This window comes from Pseudomonas sp. W4I3, from assembly GCF_030816195.1.
Taxonomy (GTDB): domain Bacteria; phylum Pseudomonadota; class Gammaproteobacteria; order Pseudomonadales; family Pseudomonadaceae; genus Aquipseudomonas.
Map to the genome: position 1 here is coordinate 465,663 of NZ_JAUSXS010000001.1, position 25,864 is coordinate 491,526.

Genomic DNA, 25,864 nt, shown 5'->3' on the forward strand with positions numbered 1-25,864 from the left:
ATCACCCATTATTTTCTCTCAGGTCCGGCCAGCATGACACGTCATACAAACCCCGCTTCGCCAACCAAGCCTCACAGCCCATCCCGCGCCTGGCGTGCGATTGCTGCGATGCTGTTCAGCGTACTGCTGGCGCCGACCGCCGCGTTCGCTGACGCCACCGCACCGGCCGCGCCCGCCGCTGCCGAACAGAATGTCACTGCCCCGTCCGCCGCGCCAGCCGCCACCGACCCGGCCCAGGCTGCGGCCCCTGCCGAAGAAAACGGCGCCGTGCTGGAAGAAGACAACACCCTCGGCATGGCACACGACCTCTCCCCATGGGGCATGTACCAGAACGCTGACGTGGTGGTGAAAGCCGTGATGATCGGCCTGGCCATCGCCTCGATCATTACCTGGACCATCTGGATCGCCAAAGGCTTCGAGCTGCTGGGCGCCAAGCGTCGTCTGCGTACCGAAATCGTCCACCTGAAAAAGGCCACCACCCTCAAGGAAGCGAGTGAAACCGCGACCAAGAAGGGCACCCTGGCCAACCTGCTGGTGCATGACGCTCTTGAAGAAATGCGCCTGTCTGCCAACACCCGCGAAAAAGAAGGCATCAAGGAACGTGTCAGCTTCCGCCTGGAGCGCCTGGTGGCGGCTTGCGGTCGCAACATGAGCAGTGGCACCGGCGTACTGGCGACCATCGGTTCCACGGCCCCCTTCGTCGGCTTGTTCGGTACCGTGTGGGGCATCATGAACAGCTTCATCGGCATCGCCAAAACCCAGACCACCAACCTCGCCGTGGTGGCCCCCGGCATCGCAGAAGCATTGCTGGCTACCGCGCTGGGCCTGGTTGCCGCGATTCCTGCGGTGGTGATCTACAACGTCTTCGCCCGTTCGATCGCCGGCTACAAGGCCCAGGTGTCGGATGCGTCGGCAGAAGTCCTGCTGCTGGTCAGCCGCGACCTCGATCACCTGCCTACCGAGCGCAGCTCGCAACCGCACATGGTGAAAGTGGGGTAATCGGCCATGGGGCTGCATTTGAATCAAGGCGACGATGAACTCGTCGAGAACCACGAAATCAACGTCACGCCGTTTATCGACGTGATGCTGGTGCTGCTGATCATCTTCATGGTGGCGGCACCGTTGGCCACCGTGGACATCAAGGTTGACCTTCCCGCGTCCAGCGCCAAGCCGGCGCCGCGGCCGGAGAAGCCGATTTTCCTCAGCGTGAAGGCGGACCAACGTCTGTTCCTGGGCGAAGAAGAAGTCAAGGCTGAAACCCTGGGGCCGGTGCTCGACGCCAAGACCCAAGGCAAGAAAGACACGACGATCTTCTTCCAGGCCGACAAGGGCGTGGACTACGGCGACTTGATGAGCGTGATGGATGCCCTGCGGGCAGCCGGCTACCTCAAGGTAGGCCTGGTCGGACTCGAGACGGCAGCCAAGAAATGATCACGACGCGCCACAAACTGACGCGTTATGGCACCAGCCTCGCAGTCGTGCTGGGCGTGCATGCCGTCGCGATCATCATCGCCCTTCAATGGTCCGCGCCGCAGGCGATCCCGCTGCCGCCGGCCGCGATGGTCATCGACCTGGCGCCGCTGCCGGCGCCACCGCCGCCTCCGGCACCGCCCAAGGTCGTGGCACCACCACCGCCACCGGTCGAAGAGCTGCCTTTGCCGAAACTGGCCGAGGCGCCCAAGCCGACGATCCAGGTGCCCAAGCCGGTCAAGCCCAAACCCAAGCCGCAACCGCCCAAGCCGGTGGAGAAGAAGCCCGATCCGCCCAAGGAAAAACCTTCCGAGGAGCCACCGAGCGACACACCGCCGAGCAACGCACCTGCGCAAAAGTCCGCACAGCCTGCTCCCGGTCCATCGGCGCAACAGCTGGCTGCCCAGGCATCCTGGCAAAGCACCCTGCTGGCCCACTTGCAGAAGTACAAGAAGTACCCGCCGGGCGCCCAGCAGCGCGGCAAGGAAGGCATGAACCGCTTGCGCTTCGTGGTTGATGGCGAAGGCAATGTGCTGTCTTACGAACTGGAAGGCCGCTCCGGCAACGCCGACCTGGACCGTGCGACGCTGGAGATGATCCGCAAGGCGCAACCCTTGCCCAAGCCACCCGCCGACCTGTTGAAAAACGGCAGCGTGGAGCTCGTCGCACCGTTCGTTTACAACATCGACAAGCGTCGCCGTTAGCCGGGCAATGTGGGAGGGGCCCGTTCCCTCCCACCTACACCTGCGGCGAATAAGCAAAATTACCGACACTCTCCGCTCAATCCCCAACAAAGTTCTGATAACGTGCGTCTATCGATTGCAGCCGGTATGCTTGGCCCGCAACCTCATGGACGCCCGCTATGACTCTTACAGAATTACGCTACATCGTGACCCTCGCCCAAGAACAGCACTTCGGCCACGCGGCCGAGCGTTGCCACGTCAGCCAGCCGACGCTGTCGGTGGGCGTGAAAAAGCTTGAAGACGAACTCGGTGTGCTGATTTTCGAGCGCAGCAAGAGCGCCGTGCGCCTCACTCCCGTGGGCGAAGGCATCGTTGCCCAGGCCCAGAAGGTACTGGAACAAGCGCAGAGCATTCGCGAACTGGCCCAGGCCGGCAAGAACCAGCTGACCGCGCCGCTCAAGGTCGGCGCCATCTACACCGTCGGGCCCTACCTGTTCCCGCACCTGATCCCGCAACTGCACCGCGTTGCGCCGCAGATGCCACTGTATATCGAAGAAAACTTCACCCACGTGCTGCGCGACAAACTGCGCAACGGTGAGCTGGACGCGATCATCATCGCCCTGCCGTTCAACGAGGCGGACGTACTGACCCTGCCGCTCTACGACGAACCGTTCTACGTACTGATGCCGGCCTCGCACCCGTGGACCAAGAAGGACACCATCGATGCCGGCCTGCTCAATGACAAGAGCCTGCTGCTACTCGGTGAAGGCCATTGCTTCCGCGACCAGGTACTGGAAGCCTGCCCGACCCTGACCAAGGGCAACGACGGCGCCAAGCACACCACGGTGGAATCCAGCTCCCTGGAGACCATTCGCCATATGGTCGCGTCCGGCCTGGGTATTTCGATCCTGCCGTTGTCGGCGGTAGACAGCCATCACTACGCCCCTGGCGTGATTGAAGTGCGCCCACTCACGCCACCGGTGCCCTTCCGCACTGTGGCCATCGCCTGGCGCGCCAGCTTTCCGCGGCCAAAAGCGATTGAGATCCTCGCCGACTCGATACGCCTGTGCTCGGTGGCCAAACCGCCTGCTGCGAGCTAAGTAACGGTATGACAGAGCTGTCGCAGGTGTCGGTGACCGCACTCAAGGGTGTCGGTGAGGCCATGGCCGAGAAACTGGCCAAGGTCGGCCTGGAAAACCTTCAGGACGTGCTGTTCCACCTGCCGCTGCGCTACCAGGACCGCACCCGCGTCGTGCCCATCGGCCAGTTGCGACCCGGCCAGGACGCGGTGATCGAAGGCACCGTCAGCGGCGCCGACGTGGTGATGGGCAAGCGCCGCAGCCTGGTGGTGCGCCTGCAGGACGGCACCGGTGGCCTGAGCCTGCGCTTTTACCATTTCAGCAATGCGCAGAAAGACGGCCTCAAGCGCGGCACCCGCGTGCGTTGCTACGGTGAAGCCCGCCCTGGCGCCTCGGGCCTGGAGATCTACCATCCGGAGTACCGCGCCATTACCGGCGACGAACCGCCACCGGTGGACACCACCCTCACGCCGATTTACCCGCTGACCGAAGGCCTTACCCAGCAGCGCCTGCGCCAGTTGTGCATGCAAACCCTGACGATGCTCGGCCCGCAGAGCCTGCCCGACTGGCTGCCGCTGGAGCTGGCGCGGGACTATCAGCTGGCGCCGCTGGCGGATGCGATTCGCTACCTGCATCACCCGCCTGCCGACGCCGATGTCGACGAACTCGCCCTCGGTCATCACTGGGCGCAGCATCGCCTGGCCTTCGAAGAATTGCTCACCCATCAACTGTCCCAGCAGCGCCTGCGCGAAAGCATGCGCTCGCTGCGCGCACCCGCCATGCCCAAAGCCACGCGTCTGCCCGCGCAGTACCTGGCCAACCTGGGCTTCGCACCCACCGGCGCGCAACAACGTGTCGGCAACGAAATCGCCTACGACCTCAGCCAGCAGGAACCGATGCTGCGCCTGATCCAAGGCGATGTGGGCGCGGGCAAGACCGTGGTCGCCGCCCTCGCCGCCTTGCAGGCTCTGGAAGCCGGTTACCAGGTAGCACTGATGGCGCCGACGGAAATTCTCGCGGAACAGCACTTCATCACCTTCAAGCGCTGGCTCGAACCGCTGGGGCTGGAAGTGGCGTGGCTGGCCGGCAAGCTCAAGGGCAAGAACCGTGCGGCCGCGCTGGAGCAGATCGCTGCCGGCGCGCCCATGGTGGTGGGCACCCATGCGCTGTTCCAGGACGAAGTGCAATTCAAGAACCTGGCGCTGGTGATCATCGACGAACAGCACCGCTTCGGCGTGCAACAGCGCCTGGCCCTGCGCCAGAAAGGCGTGGGCGGGCGCATGAACCCGCACCAGTTGATCATGACCGCCACACCCATCCCGCGCACGCTTGCAATGAGCGCCTACGCCGACCTCGACACCTCGATCCTCGACGAACTGCCCCCCGGCCGTACCCCGGTCAACACCGTACTGGTCACCGACACGCGACGCGTCGAAGTGATCGAGCGTGTGCGCGGTGCCTGCGCCGAAGGCCGCCAGGCTTACTGGGTGTGTACGCTGATCGAAGAGTCTGAAGAACTGACCTGCCAGGCCGCTGAAACCACCTATGAAGACCTCACCAGCGCACTTGGCGAGCTCAAGGTCGGGCTGATCCACGGCCGTATGAAACCCGCCGAAAAAGCCGCGGTGATGGCCGATTTCAAGGCCGGCAACCTGCAACTGCTGGTGGCCACCACGGTGATCGAAGTCGGCGTGGACGTGCCCAACGCCAGCCTGATGATCATTGAAAACCCCGAACGCCTGGGCCTGGCCCAACTGCACCAATTGCGCGGCCGCGTCGGTCGGGGCAGCGCCGCCAGCCATTGCGTGCTGCTGTATCACCCGCCGCTGTCGCAGATTGGCCGCCAACGGCTGGGCATCATGCGCGAAACCAACGACGGCTTTGTCATCGCCGAAAAAGACCTGGAGCTGCGCGGCCCGGGGGAAATGCTCGGCACTCGTCAAACCGGTTTGCTGCAATTCAAGGTCGCCGACCTGATGCGCGACGCCGACCTGTTGCCCGCTGTGCGCGATGCGGCGCAAGCGCTGCTGGAACGCTGGCCTGAGCATGTCAGCCCATTGCTCAACCGCTGGCTGCGGCACGGGCAGCAATATGGCCAAGTGTGACGCCGGACTCACTTATCCGACCTACACCTGTATCAAGCTGGTTATACTCCAATGAATGTAAGAAATTGGATCCGGCCATGTCAGAAGTTGCCCTCGCTACAGTCCCACTGACCGCCCCACCGGTCATTCGGGCACTGCTCGCAAAGCTCGCCATTCCCTACACGGAAGTCATCGAACAGACTGGCCTGAACCCTGCGCGAAAGGTCCAGGCGGTACTGCTCGAAGATGCCGTTGGCGCGCTCATGGTGCTGTTCCCTCAGAGCCAGTTGCTCGACCTCAACCGCCTCACCGAGCTGACCGGTCGCCGACTCACGGCCGTGTCTCCGGAGCGCGTCGAGCGCATGCTGAGCAAACATGACCTGAGCCTGCTGCCGGGCCTGCCGCCACTCACCAGCTCGCCCTGTCTGTACGAAGGCAGTCTGCTCAACGAGCCGAGTCTATGGGTGCATTCGGGCGAAGCCGGGTTGCTGCTGGAAATCGCCAGCGAGCACTTCAAGGCCCTGCTGACCAAGGCCAGTGCTGCGCAGTTCGGCGAGCCGCTGAGCAACATTCGCCCTAACCTCGACCGCCCCAATGATGACCGTGAGGAAATCACCCAGGCGATGCAGGCATTCACTGCCCGCCGAATCCAGCAACGCCTGGAAGCGACCATCGAAATCCCGCCGCTGGCCGACACCGCGCAGAAGATCATCAAACTGCGCGTCGACCCCAACGCCACCATCGACGACATCACCGGCGTGGTGGAAACCGACCCGGCCCTGGCCGCCCAAGTGGTGAGCTGGGCGGCGTCGCCCTATTACGCGTCGCCGGGCAAGATCCGCTCGGTGGAAGACGCCATCGTGCGCGTGCTGGGCTTCGATCTGGTGATCAACCTGGCACTGGGCCTGGCCCTGGGCAAAACCCTGAGCCTGCCCAAGGACCGCCCGCACCAGTCCACGCCGTACTGGCACCAGTCGATCTACACCGCCGCCGTGATCGAAGGCCTGACCCGCGCCATGCCCCGCGCCCAGCGCCCGGAAGCCGGCCTGACCTACCTTGCAGGCCTGCTGCACAACTTTGGCTACCTGCTGCTGGCCCATGTGTTCCCGCCGCACTTCTCGCTGATCTGCCGCCACCTTGAGGTCAATCCGCACCTGTGCCACAGCTACGTGGAACAACACCTGCTGGGCATCAGCCGCGAGCAGATCGGCGCCTGGCTGATGCGCTACTGGGACATGCCGGACGAACTGTCCACCGCGCTGCGCTTCCAGCACGATCCGACCTATGACGGGCAATACGCCGAGTACCCGAACCTGGTGTGCCTGGCCGTGCGCCTGTTGCGCAGCCGAGGCATCGGCTCCGGGCCGGATGAAACCATCCCGGATGCGCTGCTCGAGCGCCTGGGCTTGAGCCGTGAGAAGGCTGAGGAAGTGGTCGGCAAGGTGCTGGATGCCGAAGTGCTGTTGCGCGAGCTGGCGTCGCAATTCACCCAGCCTTGAATGTGTAGCCTGTCAGACTGCAATCGGGGGCAAGCCCCCTCCCACATTCGACCGCATTCCAAAGCTGGAATGCGGTTAAGTGTGGGAGGGGGCTTGCCCCCGATAAATCCACCTCGGTTTAACTGAACGCCTACTTCTTTTTCTTCGGCTTCAAATACTTGGTCAACCCCTGAAACCAGATCACCAGCGCCGGGTTGCCCTTGATCTGAATCGACTTGTCCTGAATTCCCGTCATGAACGCCAGTTGCTTGTTCTTGGCCTGCATCGTGGCGAAGCCGTAGGCGGCATCCTTGAACGCAATCGCAAACGCCGGCGCCGGGTGTACACCCGAGCGGCTGGTGATGCGCTGGTCTTTGACGATGAAGTGACGGGCAACCTTGCCGTCGAGGGTCTGCAACTGGAAGGCCAGGTCTTTGTCACCTAGCTGCTGCTGGAAGGCGGGATTGGTGCGGCTGGCTTTGCCCATCATCAGGCCCAGCACCCACAGGAGAAGACGAAATTTCATGCACACGGCCTCGGTGTAATTATTGAGTGGCCGCAGCAGTGTAACGATTTGCAGGCAGAACGCCACCGATCTCGCGCTTTAGCGGGAGATCGGTTGGCGTTTAACGCTTATAGCAGCATGTTGCTTAAACGTTAGGGCAAGGCACCGGTGCCCAGTCGGCCAGGTTCGGATCGCGGCAGGTGCCTTCGATCTGAGTCTTGCCCGCAGTAACGACCTGCTTGCTTTCAGCTTGCTTGGCCTGCACGGTCTGGATGCTCCGCTCGGTGGTCACCGCTTCTTTCGGCACGGTCGGGAGCACTTGCTTCTTCGCCGGCTTGACGGCTTTCTTGCCTTTGGCCGGAGCGACCACTGGCGTGGTGTCGGCGGTGGCCACGGTGACGACGTCGCTACGCTGCACGCCAACCTGCTGCAGGTCTTTCTCGTAGGCCTGGGTGTAGTTGTTCAGGTCTTCGCTGGCTTTGCCGTTGACCGCAACGATCAGGTCATTGGACTCTTTGAGGCCCGCGACGATTTCCGCCAGGCGCTTGCGGCCTTCGGTGTCGTTGACGGTCTTGGCTTTGCGGTCTGTCACCAGCTTGGTGAATGCGCTCTGGTAGCACTGCTGCGATGCCTTGGCATAGGCGGTGCTGCGGTCGATGTCCGACGCACTTTTGTTGAAGTCGGTGGAGTAGGAAGCGATGCGCTGGTTGTCATCGCTGATCTGCTTCTGACGCTCGGTGTAGTAGCCCGCTGCGCCACCCGCCAAGGCACCGCCCGCTGCGCCAATCGCGGCGTTACGGCCGCGCTTTTCCTTGTCGCCGGTCAGGGCGCCCAGCAGTGCACCGCCGGCTGCGCCGATGGCGGCACCGGTCACGACCGACTTGGTCATGTTCGAGTCGGTAGCGCGCAGGTGCTGCACGGGCTCGTAGCAGTTGGGGTAGTACTCAACTTTGGTGCTCGACGCGACCTTGGACGCAGGCGACGTAGCGCAACCGGTCAACACGGTGCTGAAACCGGCCGCGATCAGCAGCAGGTGACGCTTGGAAACCGACTTACGGGAAAAAAGCATAGGTGTGATCTCGATTAAGTTTGACTTGCCCAGCACGGCCCACCGCCGCCTGAGTCCCTTCCAAGCTCGCTAGACAGCCAACGATCAAGACCGCTGACCGCTCGCTGCGAGCAATTCCTTCAAGATCGTTGCCGGGTCGGCCCGCTGTTGCTTGCGGTAGTTGCCGACATGGCGAACGAACAGTGTCGCGCGCGTCACCAGGCTCTTGCCGAGCACTGGCTTGCGATCCAACTCTTCCTTGATTCGTTGAAACTGTGCCTGGATCACCGCATCGGTGTAGCGCGTGCCGGTGGCCAGGTTGTCGATATAAATCGCCACGGCGCCGTCCAGCGCACTGCGCCCGTTGGCAATCGCCATGTCGAACAACTGCGCGCTGGCCTGATCCTTGTTGTCCACGGCCTGCTGGCGACTCTTTTGCAGGTTGGCCAGGCGGATGTTGTAGTTGCTGATGGTCTCGGCCACCAGCGCGGCGGACTGGATCAGGTTGCCCGCCGCTTCTTCGCGCTGCTGGGCGATCAGCGAAACGTTGCGCTTGAGCTCTTCGTTGACCAGCCCCAGCTCAGCTTGCAGCTTGGGGTCGACGCTGGCGGCGATGATGCTGTCCAGGCGCTTGGTCGGGTCCTGGGCGTCGTCGATGGCGTCGGTCAGCGACGCCAGGCGGCCTTCTTTCTGCCACTGCGCAAACAGCTCCTTGTAGCGTGAGCGCGGCGCCGACAGCGCGCCAATCGCGACGCGAAAGCCGGTGGTTTCGTTGCTTTGCTCGGTGCCATCGGCGGCAAACAGCGGGTACTCGCGGCGCATGCCGGTGAATAACGTGCCTTCGCCCTCCAGGTAGTTGCCGCCCTTGACCACGAAGCCGCCATAGGTGCCTTGGCGGCGCCCGGCGTGAACGAGTTGGAAGGATTCCTGAACCATTTCCGCGGCATTGCCAATCACATCGAACATACCAATCGGGTTGGGCAGCTTGGTGCCGATGGGCATCAGCCGCGCGGCCTGGCCAGTGCCGCCGGCGACCTGGTTGAACACCGCGTAATCGCCCAGGGGCCCGTCGCTTTCGCTGCCTTCGACGCGGCGTGGGAACAGGCGCCCTTCCAGGTCCTGGCGGCTCACCGCCTGGCCACCGCGCGCGGCGAACTCCCATTCCACTTCGGTAGGCAGGCGCACAAAGCCCAGGCCGCCGTCTTCGGCCGAGGCACCGCGACCACTCACCGGCAGCAACTCGCGGTGGTATTTCATCAGCCAGGCGCTGTACACCGCAGAGAAGCGCTCGGCCTCAAAGCGTGACAGTTTCACTTTCGGCAAGCGCCCGGCCATGCCGGTGGGCGCATCACAGGCCGGCGCCGGCTCGCCGCTGGCCAGCGACTGCGCCTGGGACATCACCTGGGCGTACTGGCGGGCGGTCACTTCGTACTTGCCGATGAAGTACAGCATGGGCTTGAGCGGGGTCTTGGCGTCCGTCTTCGGCATCAGCGGCGCGATCACGCTGCTCCAGTCCTTGGGCAGGTCCTTGAGGGTGAACTGGCCGTTGATGAAGTCGCGCCGGTAACCGGAGATGAACGATTGCTGATAGCCCGCTTCGCCTTCGGCAAAGGGATAGCCGAGGTTGACCTCACGGTCGTCCAGGGTGCCCTGGGCCAGCACGTAGGCGTAGCGGAACACCATGTTGCCTTCGCACGGCAGCGGCAGGCTCACGTCATCCGGCAACGGCTTGGGGTTGTCGAGCTTGTCGCTTGCCTCATCGGCCCAGGCCAGCGAGGCCAGGCTCAGCGCCACACAGGCGCCCACTAACTTAAACATCTCTGATTCCTTCAGAAGCCTGAATACGCGCCACTCGCCAACCGCCACAGGCCGCCGCCACGGCGCTGACGCCGAGGACAGCCGCCAGAGCCAGGCCGTAGTGACGCGCCAACAGATGGCTGGCGTGTTCGCCCGGCACCTGCACGAATAATCGGTTCAAACCCGCCTCGGCCAAGCCGTACAGCCCGGCACTGAGCACGGCGGCAACACTCGCGCTGTACAGCGCCTGCATCACCACGAACAACAGCAGCGCGGCCGTGGAAAAGCCCAACAAGCGCAACACTGACAACTCTCGACGCTTGCGCGCCACCGCCGCCAACGCCCCGGCGAAGGTCGCCGCGAACGCACCGGCCAACGCCAACCCGCAGATGATCCAAAATACGATCGACAGGTTGCGACTCAACGACTGCACCTGGGCGATGGTTTGCGCCTGGGTCGAGACCAGCACCTGCTGCCCGGCGAAGTACAACCGCAGCGGTTCCACGTCGGTGAGCGTGCGCGCGTACAAGCGAAACGCCGGATACACTCGCTGCTCGCCCACGCCGACCGCTTCACCCTCCCATTGCAACGCAGGCACCGCGCGGCCATCGCGATAATCCTCCACCGCCTCCAGCAACGCCAGGTCAGCAAACAGCCCGTCACGGGCAAAGGCCTCCAGCGGCAATACCGCCAGCACCTGCACCCGCGTGCGCTGCGCCTCGACGCGCCCTGCCAGTTGCCGCGCAAAGCGGGTCTCCAGCCAGTCGCCGGGCCGCGCCGCAAGCTTCTCGGCGGCGGTATGGCTGAGCACGATCTGGTCCAGGCCCTTGGGCATCGGCAAGCCAGCCAGCAACGGGTCGCCCGGCGCGGTGGGCAGCATTTCCAATACCAACGCGCCCACCTGCGCGGTCGCCGCGATCTGCCGCGTACGCGGTATGGCAAACGCCACATCGCTGCGCTGGCTCAGCTGCTCGACCCAGGCACTGCTGAATCGACCACCGCCCAGCGGAATGATTTCACGGGTAGCGGGGTCGGTCTCCAAGCGTTCGGTCAAACTGCTAACCAGTCCAAATTTCAGCCCAAATAACACCAGCAATGGCGCGATAACGGCCACCAGCGCCAGCACCGAGCAGGCCGACAGCCACGCATCGTTGCGGTAGTCCTGCCAGGCGAGCGACGCAACCAGGCTGATGCGCATCAGCACGCCTCCCCGAGCGTCGCGGTGACGCCGCCATCCGCATCGCGACGGCAGCCGATGCGGCGCACCTGCAAGCCACTGGCGCGAGCCAGGGGTTCATCATGCGTGGCAATCACACAGGCGGCGCGGTGTTCGCGAGCCTGGGCCAGCAACGTCTGCATCACGCGTTCGGCATTGAGCGGGTCGAGGGACGCGGTCGGCTCGTCGGCCAGCACCAGTTGCGGTGCGTGGGCCAGGGCGCGGGCGCAGCTCACGCGTTGGCGCTGGCCCACCGACAACGCGGCTGGGGGCTTGTCCAACTGGTCGCTGATTTCCAATTGCGCGGCCAGGCGCGCCACGCTGCCGTCGTCCTTCAAGCCCAGCAATTGGCGGGACAAGGCAATGTTGCCACGCACATCGAGAAACCCCAGCAGCCCGCCGGTTTGCAGCACATAGCCCAGATGCCGGCTGCGCAACCGGGCCAGGGCGCTTTGCCCATCCGCGCGCCAGAGCGCGCCGATATCGACCTGGTTGAACTCGAACTGCCCGCTCCGATCCGGCGCCAACACCAGCGCCAGCATATCCAGCAAGGTGCTCTTGCCGCAGCCGCTGGGCCCGACAATCGCCAGTTGCTCACCGGCACGCAGCTGCAGCGCCGGAATCACCAGGCTGTAGCGCTGGCTGCCGACGCCCCGGCTCTTGTGCACCGCGTTCAGGCTCAGCATCACGGCAACGTCGACAACGGCACGCGGTACAACGCATCGCCCGGTTCGGCATCGCCGAAACGCACCCAGTTGGCCACGTCATTGTGGAAGGTTTCGTAGAGGCGGATTTTCGAATCCAGCTCGTCGATAAAGTCTTCCTGCTCGGCCACGCTCAACGACAACCACAGGTCCTGGGTCATGTTCAGCGACTTGCTGCGATACGGCAGGCCCTCCAGGTATTCGCCCAGCAGGCCGCCGTCGGCCAGGTTGCCGCCCTTGCGCAAGGCTTGCGGGTCGCGGCTCATGTACGCCGAGGCGCTGGCGATTTCCTGGAAGAAATCCTTGGGCGAGCTTTGGGTTTTGCGCGCTGCGTCGACGATCAGTTTCAGCGACTGCTGCAGGTCGTTCAGTTGCAGCTTGGTCAGCATCACGCACACCTGGAACGCCGGCAGCGCCGGGTTGGTCAGGTCGCGGTCGGCGGTCCAGGCGCTGACCAGTTGCGGCGCCTGGCTCGCGGTTTTGCGGCCAAGAAAGTCCATGTGCATCGCATAACCGACCGCTGCGGACTTATCCGCCAGGCTCGGCGCGGCACTGAGCAGCGGCACCGGCTGCGGCGTGTTGCTGCGCACCTGATGCACGAGGTTGGCGAACACTGTGCCGATCTCGTCGACCCGCTCACCCAGCTTGCGCACATCACCACCGGGCACCGGTGTGTACAGGTCGCCGATCTGCGGGTTGGCGTCGGCGGTCAAGGTGCGGTACTGACTTTCGGCGCCGGCATGGGTTTTCTTGCCGGCGTCGGTGCGCAGATGCAACGCGTAGATCTTGATCTGCTTACCCAGCGCCGCTTGGCGCACTTCGGCTTCGTTCATCTGGGTGGCGGCGAACGGATCGTTCTTGCGCAACGCGCCGGCATCGGAAACCAGCAGGATGATGCGCCCGCCGTAGCCAGACCAATCCATACCGTCCACTGCCTGCATCACGCCGGCAAACGCGTCTTCGTTGAACGAATGGCTGGACACCGTCGACGCCTTGACCTGCCGCGCCATGTCCAGGAAGCGTTGCGGGTCGCGGCCCTGGTCGAGGGTGATCAGGGTCTTGGCCACGTATTCCAGGCCGGGGGTTTTCTTGATGCTGTTGCGAAAGCCCACCAGCCCGAAGCTGACACTGTCCAGTTCACCGCGCTCGGCGATACGGGTTTGCAGTTCGTGCACCACGTCGCGCACCTGATCGATATACGGCTGCATCGACACGGTGGTGTCCACCACCAACACCACCGCCGTGCGGAAGGCGTCGGCATTGGCGCTAGCCACGGCGGCCGCCGGCTTGGCAATGGCGCTGCTGCCAGGGTCGATGGAGGCGACATTGAGCAACTGCACGGGCTGGCCGTTTTCGTCGAAGCTCTCTTTGGCGTCGAAGATCGGCAACAGGTAGAACTGGTTCTGCGGCACCGCGCTGGCGGTGGGTTCCAGGGCCAGGACTTGCTGGTTGTCCTCGCGGTTGTTCTGCGCCTTGGCCAACACACTTTTCGCCGCTGCAGGGTCGGCCAGCAGTTTTTCCACCTCAGCGGGCTGGCGCAGGAACATCACCGGCGCCCGGCCTGAGCGCTCGGTGAACTTGAGCACCAGGCTTTGCTTCCAGTCACTGACCTGCGAGGCCGGCAGCCAACCGTCACTGCGACCATCGGTGGCCGCGCCGACACGCACCCAGGGGCTGCCGTCGACCTCCTTGCGCTGGTACACGTAGAGCACGGAAAACGCCGGCAAGGCTTTGTCCGGCGCACTGCCCGCTTCGTTGGAAAGCTTCGCGCCGGGCTTGCTCAGCACACGCTGGAACAGGGTCTTCTTGCCGGCCATCAGCAGCGGACGCTGGCCATTCTCGGCAACCGCCACCGCCCCCGTCGCCGCCACTGCCGCAGGTGGCTTGGCTTGAGGCACCACGGCAGCCGGCGGCTTGACCGGTTCATCGGTGCCGCTCAACCACCAATAACTGGCGCCACCGATGGCCAGGGCGACCGCCACGGCAACCGCCGCCAGCGCCAATACCGGCCCGCGGCGCTGCTCGCTGTGTTGCATCGGCGCCACCACCGGCTGACGTACCGGTTGCGGCTTGCCCGTCGGTATTTCAATCGACTCCGGCGTGATCCCCGCCAGGTCAAAACTGAGTGGAATCGGCAGCGGCCGCACCAAGGTGGCCTCTGGCGACTCCGCCGGCAGTTGTTCCAGCGCCAGCAGCAACGCCGCCGCATCCGGATAACGCTCTGCCGGGTCCTTGGCCAGCAACTTGCGCAGCACACCCTGGTAACGACCGTGGTGCACCGGCAGCTCCGGCAACGGCTCGGTCAGGTGGGCCAACGCGGTGGAGAGCGCATCGGTGCCGCTGTAAGGCAGCTTGCCCACCAGGATTTCATAGAGCACCACGCCCAGCGCATACAAGTCGGCGCGACCGTCGATCTCCTGGCCGCGCGCCTGTTCCGGGCTCATGTAGCTCGGTGTGCCCACGGCAAAACCGGCCTGGGTGAACTGGGTGCGGTCGTCCAGGGACTTGGCGATGCCGAAGTCCGACAACACCGCCGTGCCGTCGGCGCGGAACAGAATGTTCGCCGGCTTGACGTCGCGGTGCACCAGGCCCTGGGCGTGGGCATAACCGAGTGCCGAGGCAATCTGGCGGATCAGCGTCACGCCTTGCTCCGGGGTCAGCCCGGCAGCGATGCGCTCTTTGAGTGTGCCGTTGGGCAAGTATTCCATGGCCATGTAATACAGCTCACCGACATTGCCGATGTCATGGATGGTCACCGTGTGCGGGTGCGACAAGCGCGCCAGGGTCTTGCCCTCGCGCAGGAAGCGTTCGCAGAAGCTCGGGTCGGCCGCCAGCGCCGCCGCCATCACCTTGAGCGCCACCTTGCGCTCCAGCGAACGCTGGGTCGCCAGGTACACATTGGCCATGGCGCCTTCGCCGATTTCGCCTTCGATGTCATAGCCGGGGATGACGATGTTCATGGCGACACCTTCACGACGATGGTGGTGATGTTGTCCGGCGCGCCGCGATTGAGCCCCAGGTGCACCAGGCTGCGTACGATTTCATCAGGAGCATCATGGCCGAGCACTTCACGGATTTCGTGATCCTCGACGGTTTTGGTCAGGCCGTCGCTGCACAGCAGGTAGCTGTCGCCGGGGGCGATCAACAGGTCGACCGAGGCCACGTCCAGTTGCGCTTCCACGCCCACTGCGCGGGTCACGATGTTGGCGCGCGGATGCACACGGGCGTCGGCTTCGCTGAGCAGGCCGCTGTCTTGCAGGTCCTGCACGTAGCTGTGGTCGCGGGAAATACTGTGCAGCTCACCATCGCGCAGACGGTACAGGCGACTGTCTCCGGCCCACAGGCACACCCCGCGCAAGCCACGCGCCGCCAGCACCACGACGGTGCTGCCCATCATGGTCACGCCACGGTTGGCGGTTTCTTCACGGACCGCCGCATTGATGCGGATCAGGTCGTTGCGCAAGGCGGCCGCGTATTCCTCAAGGGAGCGCCCCACCGGCACATTGCGCAGGCTGTCGACGATCAGGCTGCTGACATAATCCCCCGCCGCGTGCCCACCCATGCCATCGGCCACCACCCACAGGCGGTTTTGCGGCAGGTCCAGGCACGCGTCTTCATTGACCTGGCGCACCATGCCCACATGGCTTTTGCTCGCGGATACATACGTCGCGCCCATCTACATCACACCTTCTTGTCCGAGCAAAAACTGCGCAAAATCGTTGGCGGCAGGCAAGCCCTGACACCGTAATAAACCGGGGGGAAATACGCTGCGAACCTCGGCCCCACCAGAGGCTGGCACCTTCGCAGGCCTGTTCGGCAAGCGCCGTCATGCGCCCGTGGGGCACAGTGGCGGCCACGCGTTGCAAGCCGGCAAAACGGCTGTCGACCGCACGCGGCTCCGTCGCCGGCAGGCCAAGGTGGTCCAGGCCAGCATTGAAGGCTTCAAACGTGGCACCGGTGTCCAGGGTGCCGAGCAGCAGCTCCTCGGCCTGCTCGAACCAGGCGTCAGGCCCGCCCACCAGAGAGGCCGGATTGGTGTCGTGATCGAGCAACGCCACCACCGCCAACGGAAAATAGCGCCCGACCCGATCGATGCTTGGCATGACCACACCCGCCGCCGCGTCTGGTCCGCACACGCCTGGCGCGAGCACAAAGCGCCACAGCGGGCTGACCAGATAAGCGTTGAGCCAGTCACCGCCCAGGCTGTTCTGACTGGCCAGCAAACCCGCCGCCAGCCAGCTGTCCCAGGGGCCGATAAAACTCTGGGGCAAGGCGCGGCTGACAAAATCACCGCGACTGGCCAGCTTGCCGTAGAAACCCAGCGTCGTCATAGCCGCTCCGGCAGGCTGAAGCCGCTGAGCACCCGGCTCTTGAACGGATTGAAGGCGCTGTTGGCGCGCAGCTCGTAGGCGATGCTTGCGCCGTCGACCCGCAGGCGCAGGTTGAAGCGGTCCGGCGAGTTGCCGGCGGTAAGGTCCGATTGCTCCAGCAGGCGGAACCAGGCCCACGGGCCGTCAAGGGTTACGCCGGAGCGCCCGCTGGCCGACGGCGGCATGATCGACAGCCGCACCACGCCACTGCTGCCGGGGTTCGGCCATTGCATCGCCACCGGACGGCTCGGGCCGTGGTCGTAGCTCAGTTGCTGGCCGTCGAGGTCGAGCAGGAACTGGGTGATGGTCGGGTCCATCGACACCGGCTTGAGTTCGAAGCGCACGATGGGTTGCGTGCCGCCGGACCTGAAGAACGCGTCCCGAATCGTCGCCGCACGCTGGAAGGTTTGCAGCACGCCTGGCGCAATGCCGAGCTTCTGCGCCGCGCCCGGCTGCCAGCGCCAGGTCTGGGCCGAGGTGTCTACGTAGGGCTGCAGGTACTTGCGAAAGTAGTTATCCATTACCCCGCCGACGCCGAAAAACTGGCCGAAGTCATCCAGGGTGGCGTCCCGCGCACTGCCCGGCGACATCGGGTAACGGCCGGCCAGGGACTGGCGATACACATTGACCACTTCACTGACCCAGGCCGCGTTCAACTGGTTACGCACCCCGCCCATCATGCTGTTGGTGGTGGAATTGACCACCGACTTGACCATGCCCTGCACCAGCGGCGGCTGGCGTTCGGCATTCAGGCTGACCCGCGTGGCCGCAGCCGCCGCCTGGTTCTTCGCCTCGCCCAGCAAGGCATCACCGCTCGCCCCGACCATGGCACTGACCTGCACATACAGCGCGTTCATGTCCGACAGCAGGCCGTCGATGGCCGCCGGCTCGCCTTCGTTCTTACTGACAATGCTGTTGAGTTCGGCAAAATGCGCGGTGACCGGGTCATCCGCAGCTGCGGGCGCGCTGGCGCTCGGCTGCTCCTGGCCGAGCAGGCTGCCCAGGCGTTCCTTGAGCTTGTCGACGCCGCCCTCCACTGGCACGCCTTTGGCCGCCAATTGGCGCTCTTCGGCTTGCAGGTCGGTTTCCTTGGCCACCGCCACCAGCAGCTTTTTCAATGGCGAGGTCGGCCCCGAGATCACCCGCAGCACATCGGCCGCCTGGGCCACGCTGGTGATCGGCACAAAGTCGATGTCTGCCAGCAACGCATCCCACTGGCGCTGATAATCCTGGAAGTACAGGCGGCGCACATCGGCGGCCAGGCTCACCACGTTCTGCTGGTCGGCCTGTTCCTGGCCGAGCACCCATTGCTCTTCCGCCAGGGTGCCGGTCTGGTTCAGGCTGCTCAGCAAAAACCCTTGGCGATAGCCCTTGGCGGTGAAAAACCCGCTCAGCGGTTCGCCCAACGGCTTGCCGCTCTTGCGGCTGAACACCAGCGCGGCGTCACGGCCGGCGGCTTCATTGATGCGAAAGTCCGGGATGCCTTCAGGCAGTTTCTGACGCTTGACCCGGTCGTAGACGCGCTGTGCCACCGGCAGCTGCTGCAGTTGGCGACGCAGGTCATCGATCAGGCGTGGGTCGAGGCGCGCATTCGGTGGGTGGCGGTCAAACAGCGCCTGCAAATGCCCGGTCAACGCCTGGCGCTGATCGGCCGGCAGGTCACGTGGCAGGTTGCGGTCCCAGTCGAGGGCGATCCAGGCCTTGATGAAGTCCGGGTCGTAATGCTCGATGTCGGCCAGCATCAGGTAGGCCTTTAAGCCTTCGTAGAGAAAATCCGAATTGCCGCCGCCGTGCAGTTGCTCTTCGATGCGCGTGACCAGGCGCGGCGCAAAGACCGCGATCAGCAACTTGCGATAAACGCTCGCCGACTCGGCTTCGAGCATGTCGCCCTGGTAAAGCCCCAGCCCTTCGGACCAGTTGGGCGAATCTCCCGCCAGATGCTTCACCGCGTTGAGCAACGGCAGCACGGCCAACACATCACGCTGCGCCGGGCTCAGGGTTTGCACGGCCTGGCCCAGGGGCGCGACCTTTTGATCGACCTGGGCGATATACGCCTGGTTGGCGCGATAACTCACCCACCACAGGCCGCTGACCACCACCACCACGGCCACGGTAGCGGCCAGTACACCTCGGGCGATCCACTTGCGACGGCGCTCGACTTTCGGGTTTACCCCCACCAGGCCACGCTCGGCAAAGGCCACGGCGGTGAACAGTTTTTCGATGAAGTAACTGCGTCCAGTGCCGCTCTGGCGCGCCAGGTGCTGACGGTCCAGGTTCATGCTCTGGGCCATGGCGCCGATCAGGCGGTCAATCGGGCTGCCTTCCTGGGTGCCGCTGGTGAAATACACGCCGCGCAACAGCACGCGCTCTTCGAAGGCGTTGGGTTTGAACACGCCCTCGAGGAAGCTCTGCAGGCAATCTTTCAACGCACCGAACTGCTGCGGGAAACCGTAGATCAAGTCGCGGCGCGCCGGGTCACGCTCCTGTTGCAGACGTTCCACCAAGCGCTCGTTGAGGCGTTGCTCCAGACCGGCGAATTCGCTTTGCAGGTGCGCCAGCGGGCTGTCGCTGTGTTTGCCGTCATCCAGGGCGAAGGTCATGCCCCACACCTGGGCGCGCTCTTCCTTGCTCAGGTTGTCGAAGAACTCCATGAAGCCCGGCACCAGGTCGAGCTTGGTCAGCATCAGGTAGATCGGAAAGCGCACGCCCAACTGGGTGTACAGCTCCTGAATACGCAGACGGATCGCAGCGGCATGGGCGGCGCGTTCGGCGTCGGTGCCGAGCAGCAGGTCCGACAGGCTGATGGCAATGAAGGCCCCGTCGATCGGGCGGCGCGAACGCTGCTTTTTCAACAGGTCGAGAAAGCCCAGCCAAGCGGCTTTATCCACCGTGGAGTTGCTGTCCTGGGTGGTGTAGCGCCCGGCGGTGTCGAGCAACACGGCTTGATCGGTAAACCACCAGTCGCAGTTACGCGTGCCGCCGACGCCACGCACTGCCCCGGCGCCCAACTGCGCGGCCAATGGGAAGTGCAGGCCGGAATTGACCAGCGCAGTGGTCTTGCCCGAACCCGGCGGGCCGATGATCACGTACCACGGCAGTTCGTAAAGGTTGCGGCGCTCGTCGCCACCCAGCTTGGCCTTTTTCAGCAGCGTCAGGGCTTCGTCCATGCGCTGGCGCAGGGTGCTGAGCTCTTCGGCGGTGGCGACGCTGTTGGGGTCGGCCGGGGTCTCCGCGGCCAGGCTGCGCATGACTTCGGCGGCCTGACGGCGCGCCTGGATGATGCGGAACACTCGGTAGGCAATCCACAGCGCGAACACCAGGATGATCAGCGCCCAGCGGCGCCCTTCGGGTACAAGCATGTCGAGCAACGGCCCGACGAACCAGATGATCAAGCTCAGGGCGATCAACCCCAGCACAGGGATCACCCAGCGAATCATGAAACTGAAAAACGCCTTCACTCGACGCCCTCCGCCAATACGGTGATTTCAACCCGACGATTGCGGGCACGGCCTTCGGCAGTACTGTTGGTCGCCAACGGCTCGGTGTCGCTGCGGCCCTCGGCGCTGAAGCGCTCGGCCTGGCCAGTCTTGGCGGCAAGGATGTCCAGTACCGACTTGGCCCGCGCTTCGGACAGCGCCCAGTTCGACGGGAAGCGCAGCGTGGCAATCGGGCGATTGTCGCTGTGGCCGGTCACTCGGACCTGGCCCTTGACCTTGCGGATCGCGTCGGCGATACGCAGCATCAGCGGCTGGTAGTCATCGACGATGCTGGAGCTGGCGGACGCGAACAGTTCGTCACCCCGAATGGTCACGACAGAACGGTCGACCTTGTCCTCCACCGCGACGCGGCCGGCCTTGATGTCCTCGGCCAGGAACCCGGCCAGGCGCGGCCGCTCGATGACTTTCGGCTGCGCCACCGGACGGTCGATGGCCTGCACCGGGATCTCGCCCAGGGCATGGATATTCTTGAACACCGGTTCGGCATCCGACGCCAGCTTCATGCGCAAGCCAAACAGCAACGCCAGCAGCAGCGCCAGGCCGATCGCCACGGCGATCCACGGCGGCATGAACTGCGCCAGGCGATCGCGCGCCACGGTGACGCCGCGCCAGTGTGGCGACAGCTCCCGCTCATGCTCGCCGCGAGCGTTGCGAATCGCCGCTGCGGTGCGCTCGCGCAAGGCTTCCAGCTGGCTGCGCCCGTCGGTCATCACGCGGTAGCGCCCTTCGAAACCCAGGCACATGCACAGGTACAGCAGCTCCAGCAGGTACAGACGTTCTCGCGGGCTTTGCAGGCAGTGGTCGAGTAACTGGAAAACCTTCTCGCCGCCCCAGGCCTCGTTGTGCACGGTGATCAACAAGCTCTGCTTGCCCCAGTCACTGGTGCTGCCCCACGGCGTGCTCAACACGGCTTCATCCAGGGCGGTGCACAGCGCGTAACGGGCCAGCAGCACTTCGTTGCGCGCCACACCGGCGGCTTCGGCGCGCTCTTCAAATTGACGCAGATAGGCCAGCAATTGTGCGCGCAGGCTAGCCGGCGCCGGGTGCGCGATGGTGTTGCGCAACCGCGTCAGCAAGGCCAGCAGCGGGCCGGCGGCGCTTTCCAGCGGGTTGAGGCCCTGGCTCTTGCCGGTGAGCATCGGCGCGGCCGGCATCGACAAAGGCGCCGGCTCCGCACGCGCAGGTTCCGGCGCACGGCCGCCTGGGCGCGGCATGAACTGAGTGCGGTCATCATCATTGGGGTGCATCGCGGATTATCCTCGGATCGCCCAGAAGGCCAGGTTCAAGCCCGGGAACTGCCCGGCGATGTGGAAGGCGAAACCGCCGGAATTGCTCAGCTGCTGCCAGTGCTCGCTGCCCCGGTCCAGCTCGTAATAGGTGCTGCCGGCGTGGTATGGCAGTTGGCGTGGCGCCACCGGCAACGGCAGCAGGCCGATGCCCGGCAACTGCAGGTTGACCATGTCGCGAATGTGCTCCACCGAACCGACTTTGCTTTGCTGCCCGAAGCGCGCACGCAGGGTTTCGCCAGGCACATCGGCACGCACCACCAGAATGAAGCTGGCGCTGTCGAGCAGGGTCTTGTCGGCCAGCATAGCCACGTGGATGCCGTAAGCCTTCTCCACAATCGGGATCGGCGTGGCCTTGCTGTCGATCAACATCGACAGCGCCTCGCGCAGCGCCGCCATCACCGGGGCGTAGCTCAGGGCCAGGTCGTCGTGCTGGTACTGCGGGTATTCCAGGGGGCGCCGGCCTGAGGTGGAAAACGTCGAAAACTCACCGGCCAGGCTGACCAGCTCGCTGAAGAAGCGCTCCGGGTGCAGCGGGCTCAACTGGCTGAAATGCTGGAGCAGCGGCTGCGCGCGGTTGACCAGTTGCAGCAGCATGAAGTCGGCGATTTCCGACGCGCCACCGGCACCCGACGCCACCACACGGCCAGCCAGGGCTTCGCCACGCTGGTGCAGCAGGCCGAGCAGTTCGCTGCGAAATGCGCTCAGCGGCTTGCTCGCGGCCACGTCCAGCACCGGAGGGATGTAGCTGTCATCCAGCACCAGTGCGCGGTCGGCACGTTTTTCCTTGATGCGCACCAGGCCAATAGCCGCGTAGTCACTGATGCCGTCCTGGGCCGTCAGCAAACGCAACGCCCGCGAGCCCACGGCCACCGGCGCGCGGTTTTCGAAGGGCGCGTTGTCGTCGCGCACTTCACGCACCTGGCTGACGTAACGCGCCGCTTCCAGGGCTTCGCCTGCGTCCACGGTGTCGCGCGCGCCTGCTCGCTTGAGCGGCAGGGCCAGGTAGACCAGGCCATCGCGCAGGTTGTCGTCGATATTCAGCGGGCTCGGTGCCAGGTCGTCGTGAGGGATATTGAACGGCGTGCCGTCAGGCAGCAGGCCCCGCGCCGACACGATTGCCAGTTTGCCCTGGGCGAGCAGGCCCTGGTCGATCAGCAACTCGGAGAACCCCCAGGCGCCAGCAGACAAAGGACGGCTGCGGGCGTCGATCAGGTTTTCCAGGTAACGGTCATGCTGCTGGAAGTGCTGCGTTCCGATGAACATGCCTTCCGACCAGACCACGCGATTGTTCCAGGACATGGGGGCTCCGATTGCTGTTATTGGGCTGGGCTGGAGGGAGTGGCCACGACGTCTGCGCGCACGGCACGCACGTCCAGGCTGATCTGATATTCGGTGTATTGGCGAGGCGGCACTTCGATGACCGTGCGCCATTGCGCCCGGTCCAGTTCGCGATAGCCCACCAGCAGGCCGATCTGACGCGTGGACGGGTCGAGATCGCGCTGGATGCTCAATTGCTGGCCGGGCTGGATCACCACTTCGTCCTGGTCGAGCAGGTCCAGGCCAAGCGTGGATTGCGCCCGATCCGCCAGGGCGAAGTAATCGGAGCGCGCAAACGTGGCGGCATTTTTCAGCTCGAAAATGCGCACCCGTACCGGGGCGGCCTGGCCGCTGGCACCGGGGTTGAGCCCGGCGATCGCATGAAAGTGCAACTCGACGGCGGCCGTGTCCGCTTCAGCCTCGGCGGCGGCTTCGGGTTTGACCGCGTCTTTGGCACACGCCGTCAGCAGCAGCGCGGTGGCGGCTGCGAGTAAAAACCTGGGAATCATCCTGCGTCCTCAATGACGTGTTTAGCTATCCGTTTTGTCCATCACTGCGACGCGGTTCAGCGTCGCTGTCGTGCGCTGTGCTCTTCGTAGGCCCGGCTGAATTCGCGGCCGAACAGGTCCTGGAAATCATCCTGGGCCTCGCGGGAAATATTGTTATAGAGCTCGGTGAACTGCTGCCAGTACTGGGCCTGGCGCGAGCCGTTGAAAATGCTCGAGAGGCCACCGGGCTTGCCCATGCGTTCTTCCAACTGTGCCGGTTCAAAGCGCAGGAGCAAATGCTTGATCGCCGCTTCCACGCCGGCCATCACCGCCAATTGGTGAGCGCGCAAGTCGTCGAAACTGTCACGTACCGCGACATCAGGCGCCATAAACGCCTGGTTGCCGTGACGCAGCAGCAGCAGTAACGCTTCGTCGGCATTCGGAGCAAATTTCAACGGATTGTTTTCAGCGGGGCGGATCATGGTTTGCTGCATGCGGAATTCACCCTTGAGGCTGGCGCGGGCACGCAATACGTCGATCAGGCCCTCCACCATCAGCCGGTAGCTGCGGCCAATGCTTTCCATCTGGGCGCAGGCATCGGCCTTGTCCAGGCGCAACTGATCAAGGCCCGCACCGCGCAGGAAGGCTTGCAGCAGGTCGGGTTGCTGCTGGGCATCGCCGACGGGGAGCGCAACCGGCTCGACCACAGGTGGCGGCGCAATAACCGGTGCCGGTGGCGGCGCAACACTGGCGACCGGCGCAGGCGCCTCGCCCAGCAGGTCCCAGTCTTCGGGAATCACCGAGCCTTGCACCACGGGTGTTGCTGCGACCGGCACGGCAACCGGCGCCGGCGGGCGGAAATCGTGTTGCTCGGACGGCACATGGTCCGCCACGGTCGGCGGTGGCACGGCAGTGGGGCTGAGGAAGTCGAACAGGTCCGGCAGGGTTTCCATCGACGAGGCGCCCTGGAACTGCGGCGCGATCATGGGGATCGGCGCGGGTGTGCTTGCCACCGCGCCCATCAGCGCTTCAAAGCTGTTCGGCGAATCACCGGCAAACGGCTGGCTGTCGAGGGCCTGCACGTTGAAGTCGATGCGCGCCTGGATTTCGTAATCGCCGATACGGATCAGCTCGCCATCCTGCAGCGGCTCGCTGTTACCCCGGCGCAAACGGACACCGGCGTTAACCAACTCCACACCGTTGGTGCTGTTATCGGTTAAGTAGTAACGGCCATCTTTGTATTGAATAACGCAATGTTGAGAGGAGACGAGACGCTCGGGGTCGGGCAATACCCAGTCATTTTCCGAACTGCGGCCGATCGCCATCGAGCCCTGGTTCATGGACTTTTCGGAGCACTGCCCAGGGGTAATCTTGTGATAACTAGTGATAGTCAAACACAGCGACATCTTGCCTCCTTGCTGATACATCGCGCGCGGACTATCCGGGGCTACGCGTGCCCGGATATCTCCGCCAGGTCGTGGAAACGACCGCCTGAATCTGTATTTGCCAGCATGATCGCTGATCTTATCCGGCTTGCATGACAAAAATCCTCTACGACGGGCACCGTTCGACCCACCAGTCGCGCAGGTTGTTAAACACCGCACATCTGTCACAGAGGGCGAATAGCTTACCTTGACAAGGCATAAGTACTACACCAAAAATGCACAACTTCTTGAACATCAGTGATGGCACAGTAGTGGCACCCTGAAAGTATGACCAAGAAAACATGCAAAGTTCACCGCGCAACTAAAGCATGCAGCGCCCGGCATCTAACGGGCTGATAGGGAGATCGAATTCAGTGGATGTGCCGTTGCTGCTCACCGCCGTGTCCGCGTCCTCGCCCTGTGGCGATGACATGGAATATGACGCGCAATTTCTGCAATTGGAACGTGATGCCAAGGGCCAACCCGAGCGCAGCATGGGCGACTCGATCTTGCCCGCTGAGCCGCCCGAATGGCGCAGCATCCAGCAGCAGAGCCTGGACTTGCTGCAGCGCAGCAAAGACCTGCGCATCACCCATTTCCTGCTGCAAAGCTCGCTTGCCCTGCAAGGCGTGGCCGGGCTGGCCGAAACCCTCACACTGATCGACGCGTTACTGCGCCAGTACTGGGCCGACCTGCACCCGCGCCTGGATGCCGATGACGACAACGACCCCACCGTGCGTATCAACGCGCTGTCCGGCCTGACGAGCGACACGACGATTCGCCTGCTGCGCGAAAGTATCCTCACGCGCTCGCGCACCTTCGGCCCCGTGAGCCTGCGCGCCGCACTGAACGCCAGCGGCCTGCTGAGTTTCCCCGACGAACAATTGGGTGCCCAGCAACTCAACGCGGCGTTCCTCGACAGCGATCCGCAACACTTGCAAGCCACCCGCGACGCCTTGAGCGCTGCGCGCGCCGCCTGCGAAGCCATCGAACAACAGGTCAACGAGCAGGTCGGTTCCGCCCAGGGCGTGGACCTCAGCGCGTTGAAACAGCCGCTCAAACAGGCCCTGCAACTGCTCAATCAAGCCGTACCCGGCAGCGACAGCAGCAGCGAACCCGAGGCTGTCAGTGAAGACAGTGCCCCCTCGGTGGATTACGCCGCCGCGCCCGCAGCACCGCGCCCTGTCGGCGATATCGCGAGCCGCGATGACGTGCTGCGCAGCCTCGACAAAATCCTTGCGTATTACACCCGGCACGAGCCTTCGAGCCCGCTGCCGGTGCTGTTGAACCGCGCGAAGAATCTGGTGCACGCCGACTTCGCGGCCATCGTGCGCAATCTGATTCCCGACGGCATGTCCCAATTTGAAAACCTGCGCGGCCCAGACAGCGAATAAGCCGCCGGACCGTGCAGTAAC

Annotated in this window: 19 protein-coding genes and 1 pseudogene; 7 read left to right on the top strand and 13 right to left on the bottom strand. The window is 64.2% G+C overall.

Features of this window, described 5'->3' with window-relative positions; genetic code table 11:
• Positions 1 to 33 precede the first annotated feature (33 nt).
• The 6 genes from exbB to QF045_RS02230 all read left to right on the top strand — a co-directional run bounded on the left by exbB (position 34) and on the right by QF045_RS02230 (position 6,815).
• Positions 34 to 999, top strand: a complete 966-nt coding sequence (gene exbB, locus QF045_RS02205) for a tonB-system energizer ExbB (RefSeq protein WP_306490882.1) — start codon at positions 34 to 36, stop codon at positions 997 to 999.
• Positions 1,000 to 1,005: 6 nt separating this feature from the next.
• Positions 1,006 to 1,431, top strand: a complete 426-nt coding sequence (gene exbD, locus QF045_RS02210) for a TonB system transport protein ExbD (RefSeq protein WP_003195519.1) — start codon at positions 1,006 to 1,008, stop codon at positions 1,429 to 1,431.
• The gene (locus tag QF045_RS02215) at positions 1,428 to 2,174 is read left to right on the top strand and encodes an energy transducer TonB (RefSeq protein ID WP_306490883.1); all 747 of its coding nucleotides are present in this window, start codon (positions 1,428 to 1,430) and stop codon (positions 2,172 to 2,174) included. The genes exbD and QF045_RS02215 overlap by 4 nt, the downstream gene beginning before the upstream one ends.
• 158 nt (positions 2,175 to 2,332) lie before the next feature.
• On the top strand, positions 2,333 to 3,253 hold the full coding sequence (locus tag QF045_RS02220; protein WP_124388772.1) for a hydrogen peroxide-inducible genes activator: 921 nt from the start codon (positions 2,333 to 2,335) through the stop codon (positions 3,251 to 3,253).
• A gap of 8 nt (positions 3,254 to 3,261) precedes the next feature.
• Positions 3,262 to 5,337 (top strand): ATP-dependent DNA helicase RecG, encoded by a 2,076-nt coding sequence (gene recG, locus QF045_RS02225; protein WP_306490884.1) that lies wholly within the window; start codon positions 3,262 to 3,264, stop codon positions 5,335 to 5,337.
• A gap of 77 nt (positions 5,338 to 5,414) precedes the next feature.
• Positions 5,415 to 6,815 carry an aminoacyl-tRNA deacylase and HDOD domain-containing protein gene (locus QF045_RS02230; RefSeq protein ID WP_306490885.1) on the top strand — a complete coding sequence of 467 codons (1,401 nt, stop codon included), beginning with the start codon at positions 5,415 to 5,417 and terminating at the stop codon, positions 6,813 to 6,815.
• Positions 6,816 to 6,945: 130 nt separating this feature from the next.
• On the opposite strand, the gene QF045_RS02235 is transcribed toward QF045_RS02230, so the two are convergent.
• The 13 genes and pseudogenes from QF045_RS02235 to tagH all read right to left on the bottom strand — a co-directional run bounded on the left by QF045_RS02235 (position 6,946) and on the right by tagH (position 24,431).
• The gene (locus tag QF045_RS02235) at positions 6,946 to 7,320 is read right to left on the bottom strand and encodes a hypothetical protein (RefSeq protein WP_003195530.1); all 375 of its coding nucleotides are present in this window, start codon (positions 7,318 to 7,320) and stop codon (positions 6,946 to 6,948) included.
• Positions 7,321 to 7,444: 124 nt separating this feature from the next.
• Positions 7,445 to 8,368 (bottom strand): type VI secretion system-associated lipoprotein TagQ, encoded by a 924-nt coding sequence (gene tagQ / locus QF045_RS02240; protein ID WP_306490886.1) that lies wholly within the window; start codon positions 8,366 to 8,368, stop codon positions 7,445 to 7,447.
• Positions 8,369 to 8,452: 84 nt separating this feature from the next.
• Positions 8,453 to 10,165, bottom strand: coding sequence for an SUMF1/EgtB/PvdO family nonheme iron enzyme (locus tag QF045_RS02245; RefSeq protein ID WP_306490887.1), 1,713 nt, complete (start codon positions 10,163 to 10,165; stop codon positions 8,453 to 8,455).
• Positions 10,158 to 11,342: an ABC transporter permease gene (locus tag QF045_RS02250; protein WP_306490888.1), complete on the bottom strand. Its 1,185-nt coding sequence runs from the start codon at positions 11,340 to 11,342 to the stop codon at positions 10,158 to 10,160. Before QF045_RS02250 ends, QF045_RS02245 begins: the two co-directional genes overlap by 8 nt.
• Complete coding sequence (locus QF045_RS02255; protein WP_306490889.1) at positions 11,342 to 12,046, bottom strand: ABC transporter ATP-binding protein; 705 nt, start codon at positions 12,044 to 12,046, stop codon at positions 11,342 to 11,344. Before QF045_RS02255 ends, QF045_RS02250 begins: the two co-directional genes overlap by 1 nt.
• Entirely contained in the window at positions 12,046 to 15,024 is a 2,979-nt protein-coding gene (locus QF045_RS02260; RefSeq protein ID WP_306490890.1) for a serine/threonine-protein kinase, read from the bottom strand. The genes QF045_RS02255 and QF045_RS02260 overlap by 1 nt, the downstream gene beginning before the upstream one ends.
• Positions 15,021 to 15,740, bottom strand: a complete 720-nt coding sequence (locus QF045_RS02265) for a PP2C family serine/threonine-protein phosphatase (protein ID WP_124388780.1) — start codon at positions 15,738 to 15,740, stop codon at positions 15,021 to 15,023. The genes QF045_RS02260 and QF045_RS02265 overlap by 4 nt, the downstream gene beginning before the upstream one ends.
• Positions 15,741 to 16,395, bottom strand: a pseudogene (gene tagF, locus QF045_RS02270) (type VI secretion system-associated protein TagF).
• A complete protein-coding gene (gene tssM, locus QF045_RS02275; RefSeq protein ID WP_306490891.1) occupies positions 16,392 to 19,892 on the bottom strand; it encodes a type VI secretion system membrane subunit TssM in 3,501 nt (1,166 codons plus the stop codon). Before tssM ends, tagF begins: the two are co-directional and overlap by 4 nt.
• Complete coding sequence (locus QF045_RS02280; protein WP_124388783.1) at positions 19,889 to 21,178, bottom strand: DotU family type VI secretion system protein; 1,290 nt, start codon at positions 21,176 to 21,178, stop codon at positions 19,889 to 19,891. The genes tssM and QF045_RS02280 overlap by 4 nt, the downstream gene beginning before the upstream one ends.
• 6 nt (positions 21,179 to 21,184) lie before the next feature.
• Entirely contained in the window at positions 21,185 to 22,519 is a 1,335-nt protein-coding gene (tssK, locus tag QF045_RS02285) for a type VI secretion system baseplate subunit TssK (protein WP_306490892.1), read from the bottom strand.
• A gap of 17 nt (positions 22,520 to 22,536) precedes the next feature.
• Entirely contained in the window at positions 22,537 to 23,046 is a 510-nt protein-coding gene (gene tssJ, locus QF045_RS02290) for a type VI secretion system lipoprotein TssJ (protein WP_306490893.1), read from the bottom strand.
• A 56-nt stretch (positions 23,047 to 23,102) separates the two neighbouring features.
• Positions 23,103 to 24,431: a type VI secretion system-associated FHA domain protein TagH gene (gene tagH, locus QF045_RS02295; protein WP_306490894.1), complete on the bottom strand. Its 1,329-nt coding sequence runs from the start codon at positions 24,429 to 24,431 to the stop codon at positions 23,103 to 23,105.
• 392 nt (positions 24,432 to 24,823) lie between these two features.
• Here tagH and tssA point away from each other — a divergent pair, with 392 nt between their 5' ends.
• Positions 24,824 to 25,843 carry a type VI secretion system protein TssA gene (tssA, locus tag QF045_RS02300; protein ID WP_306490895.1) on the top strand — a complete coding sequence of 340 codons (1,020 nt, stop codon included), beginning with the start codon at positions 24,824 to 24,826 and terminating at the stop codon, positions 25,841 to 25,843.
• Positions 25,844 to 25,864 lie beyond the last annotated feature (21 nt).

Coding starts and splice junctions, on each gene's coding strand:
- tssK (WP_306490892.1), bottom strand. CDS start 22,519: ATGTCCTGGAACAATCGCGTGGTCTGGTCGGAAGGCATGTTCATCGGA.
- tagH (WP_306490894.1), bottom strand. CDS start 24,431: ATGTCGCTGTGTTTGACTATCACTAGTTATCACAAGATTACCCCTGGG.
- QF045_RS02260 (WP_306490890.1), bottom strand. CDS start 15,024: ATGAACATCGTCATCCCCGGCTATGACATCGAAGGCGAAATCGGCGAA.
- exbD (WP_003195519.1), top strand. CDS start 1,006: ATGGGGCTGCATTTGAATCAAGGCGACGATGAACTCGTCGAGAACCAC.
- recG (WP_306490884.1), top strand. CDS start 3,262: ATGACAGAGCTGTCGCAGGTGTCGGTGACCGCACTCAAGGGTGTCGGT.
- QF045_RS02265 (WP_124388780.1), bottom strand. CDS start 15,740: ATGGGCGCGACGTATGTATCCGCGAGCAAAAGCCATGTGGGCATGGTG.
- QF045_RS02235 (WP_003195530.1), bottom strand. CDS start 7,320: ATGAAATTTCGTCTTCTCCTGTGGGTGCTGGGCCTGATGATGGGCAAA.
- QF045_RS02280 (WP_124388783.1), bottom strand. CDS start 21,178: ATGCACCCCAATGATGATGACCGCACTCAGTTCATGCCGCGCCCAGGC.
- tssJ (WP_306490893.1), bottom strand. CDS start 23,046: ATGATTCCCAGGTTTTTACTCGCAGCCGCCACCGCGCTGCTGCTGACG.
- QF045_RS02250 (WP_306490888.1), bottom strand. CDS start 11,342: ATGCGCATCAGCCTGGTTGCGTCGCTCGCCTGGCAGGACTACCGCAAC.
- QF045_RS02255 (WP_306490889.1), bottom strand. CDS start 12,046: ATGCTGAGCCTGAACGCGGTGCACAAGAGCCGGGGCGTCGGCAGCCAG.
- tagQ (WP_306490886.1), bottom strand. CDS start 8,368: ATGCTTTTTTCCCGTAAGTCGGTTTCCAAGCGTCACCTGCTGCTGATC.
- QF045_RS02215 (WP_306490883.1), top strand. CDS start 1,428: ATGATCACGACGCGCCACAAACTGACGCGTTATGGCACCAGCCTCGCA.
- QF045_RS02230 (WP_306490885.1), top strand. CDS start 5,415: ATGTCAGAAGTTGCCCTCGCTACAGTCCCACTGACCGCCCCACCGGTC.
- exbB (WP_306490882.1), top strand. CDS start 34: ATGACACGTCATACAAACCCCGCTTCGCCAACCAAGCCTCACAGCCCA.
- QF045_RS02245 (WP_306490887.1), bottom strand. CDS start 10,165: ATGTTTAAGTTAGTGGGCGCCTGTGTGGCGCTGAGCCTGGCCTCGCTG.
- QF045_RS02220 (WP_124388772.1), top strand. CDS start 2,333: ATGACTCTTACAGAATTACGCTACATCGTGACCCTCGCCCAAGAACAG.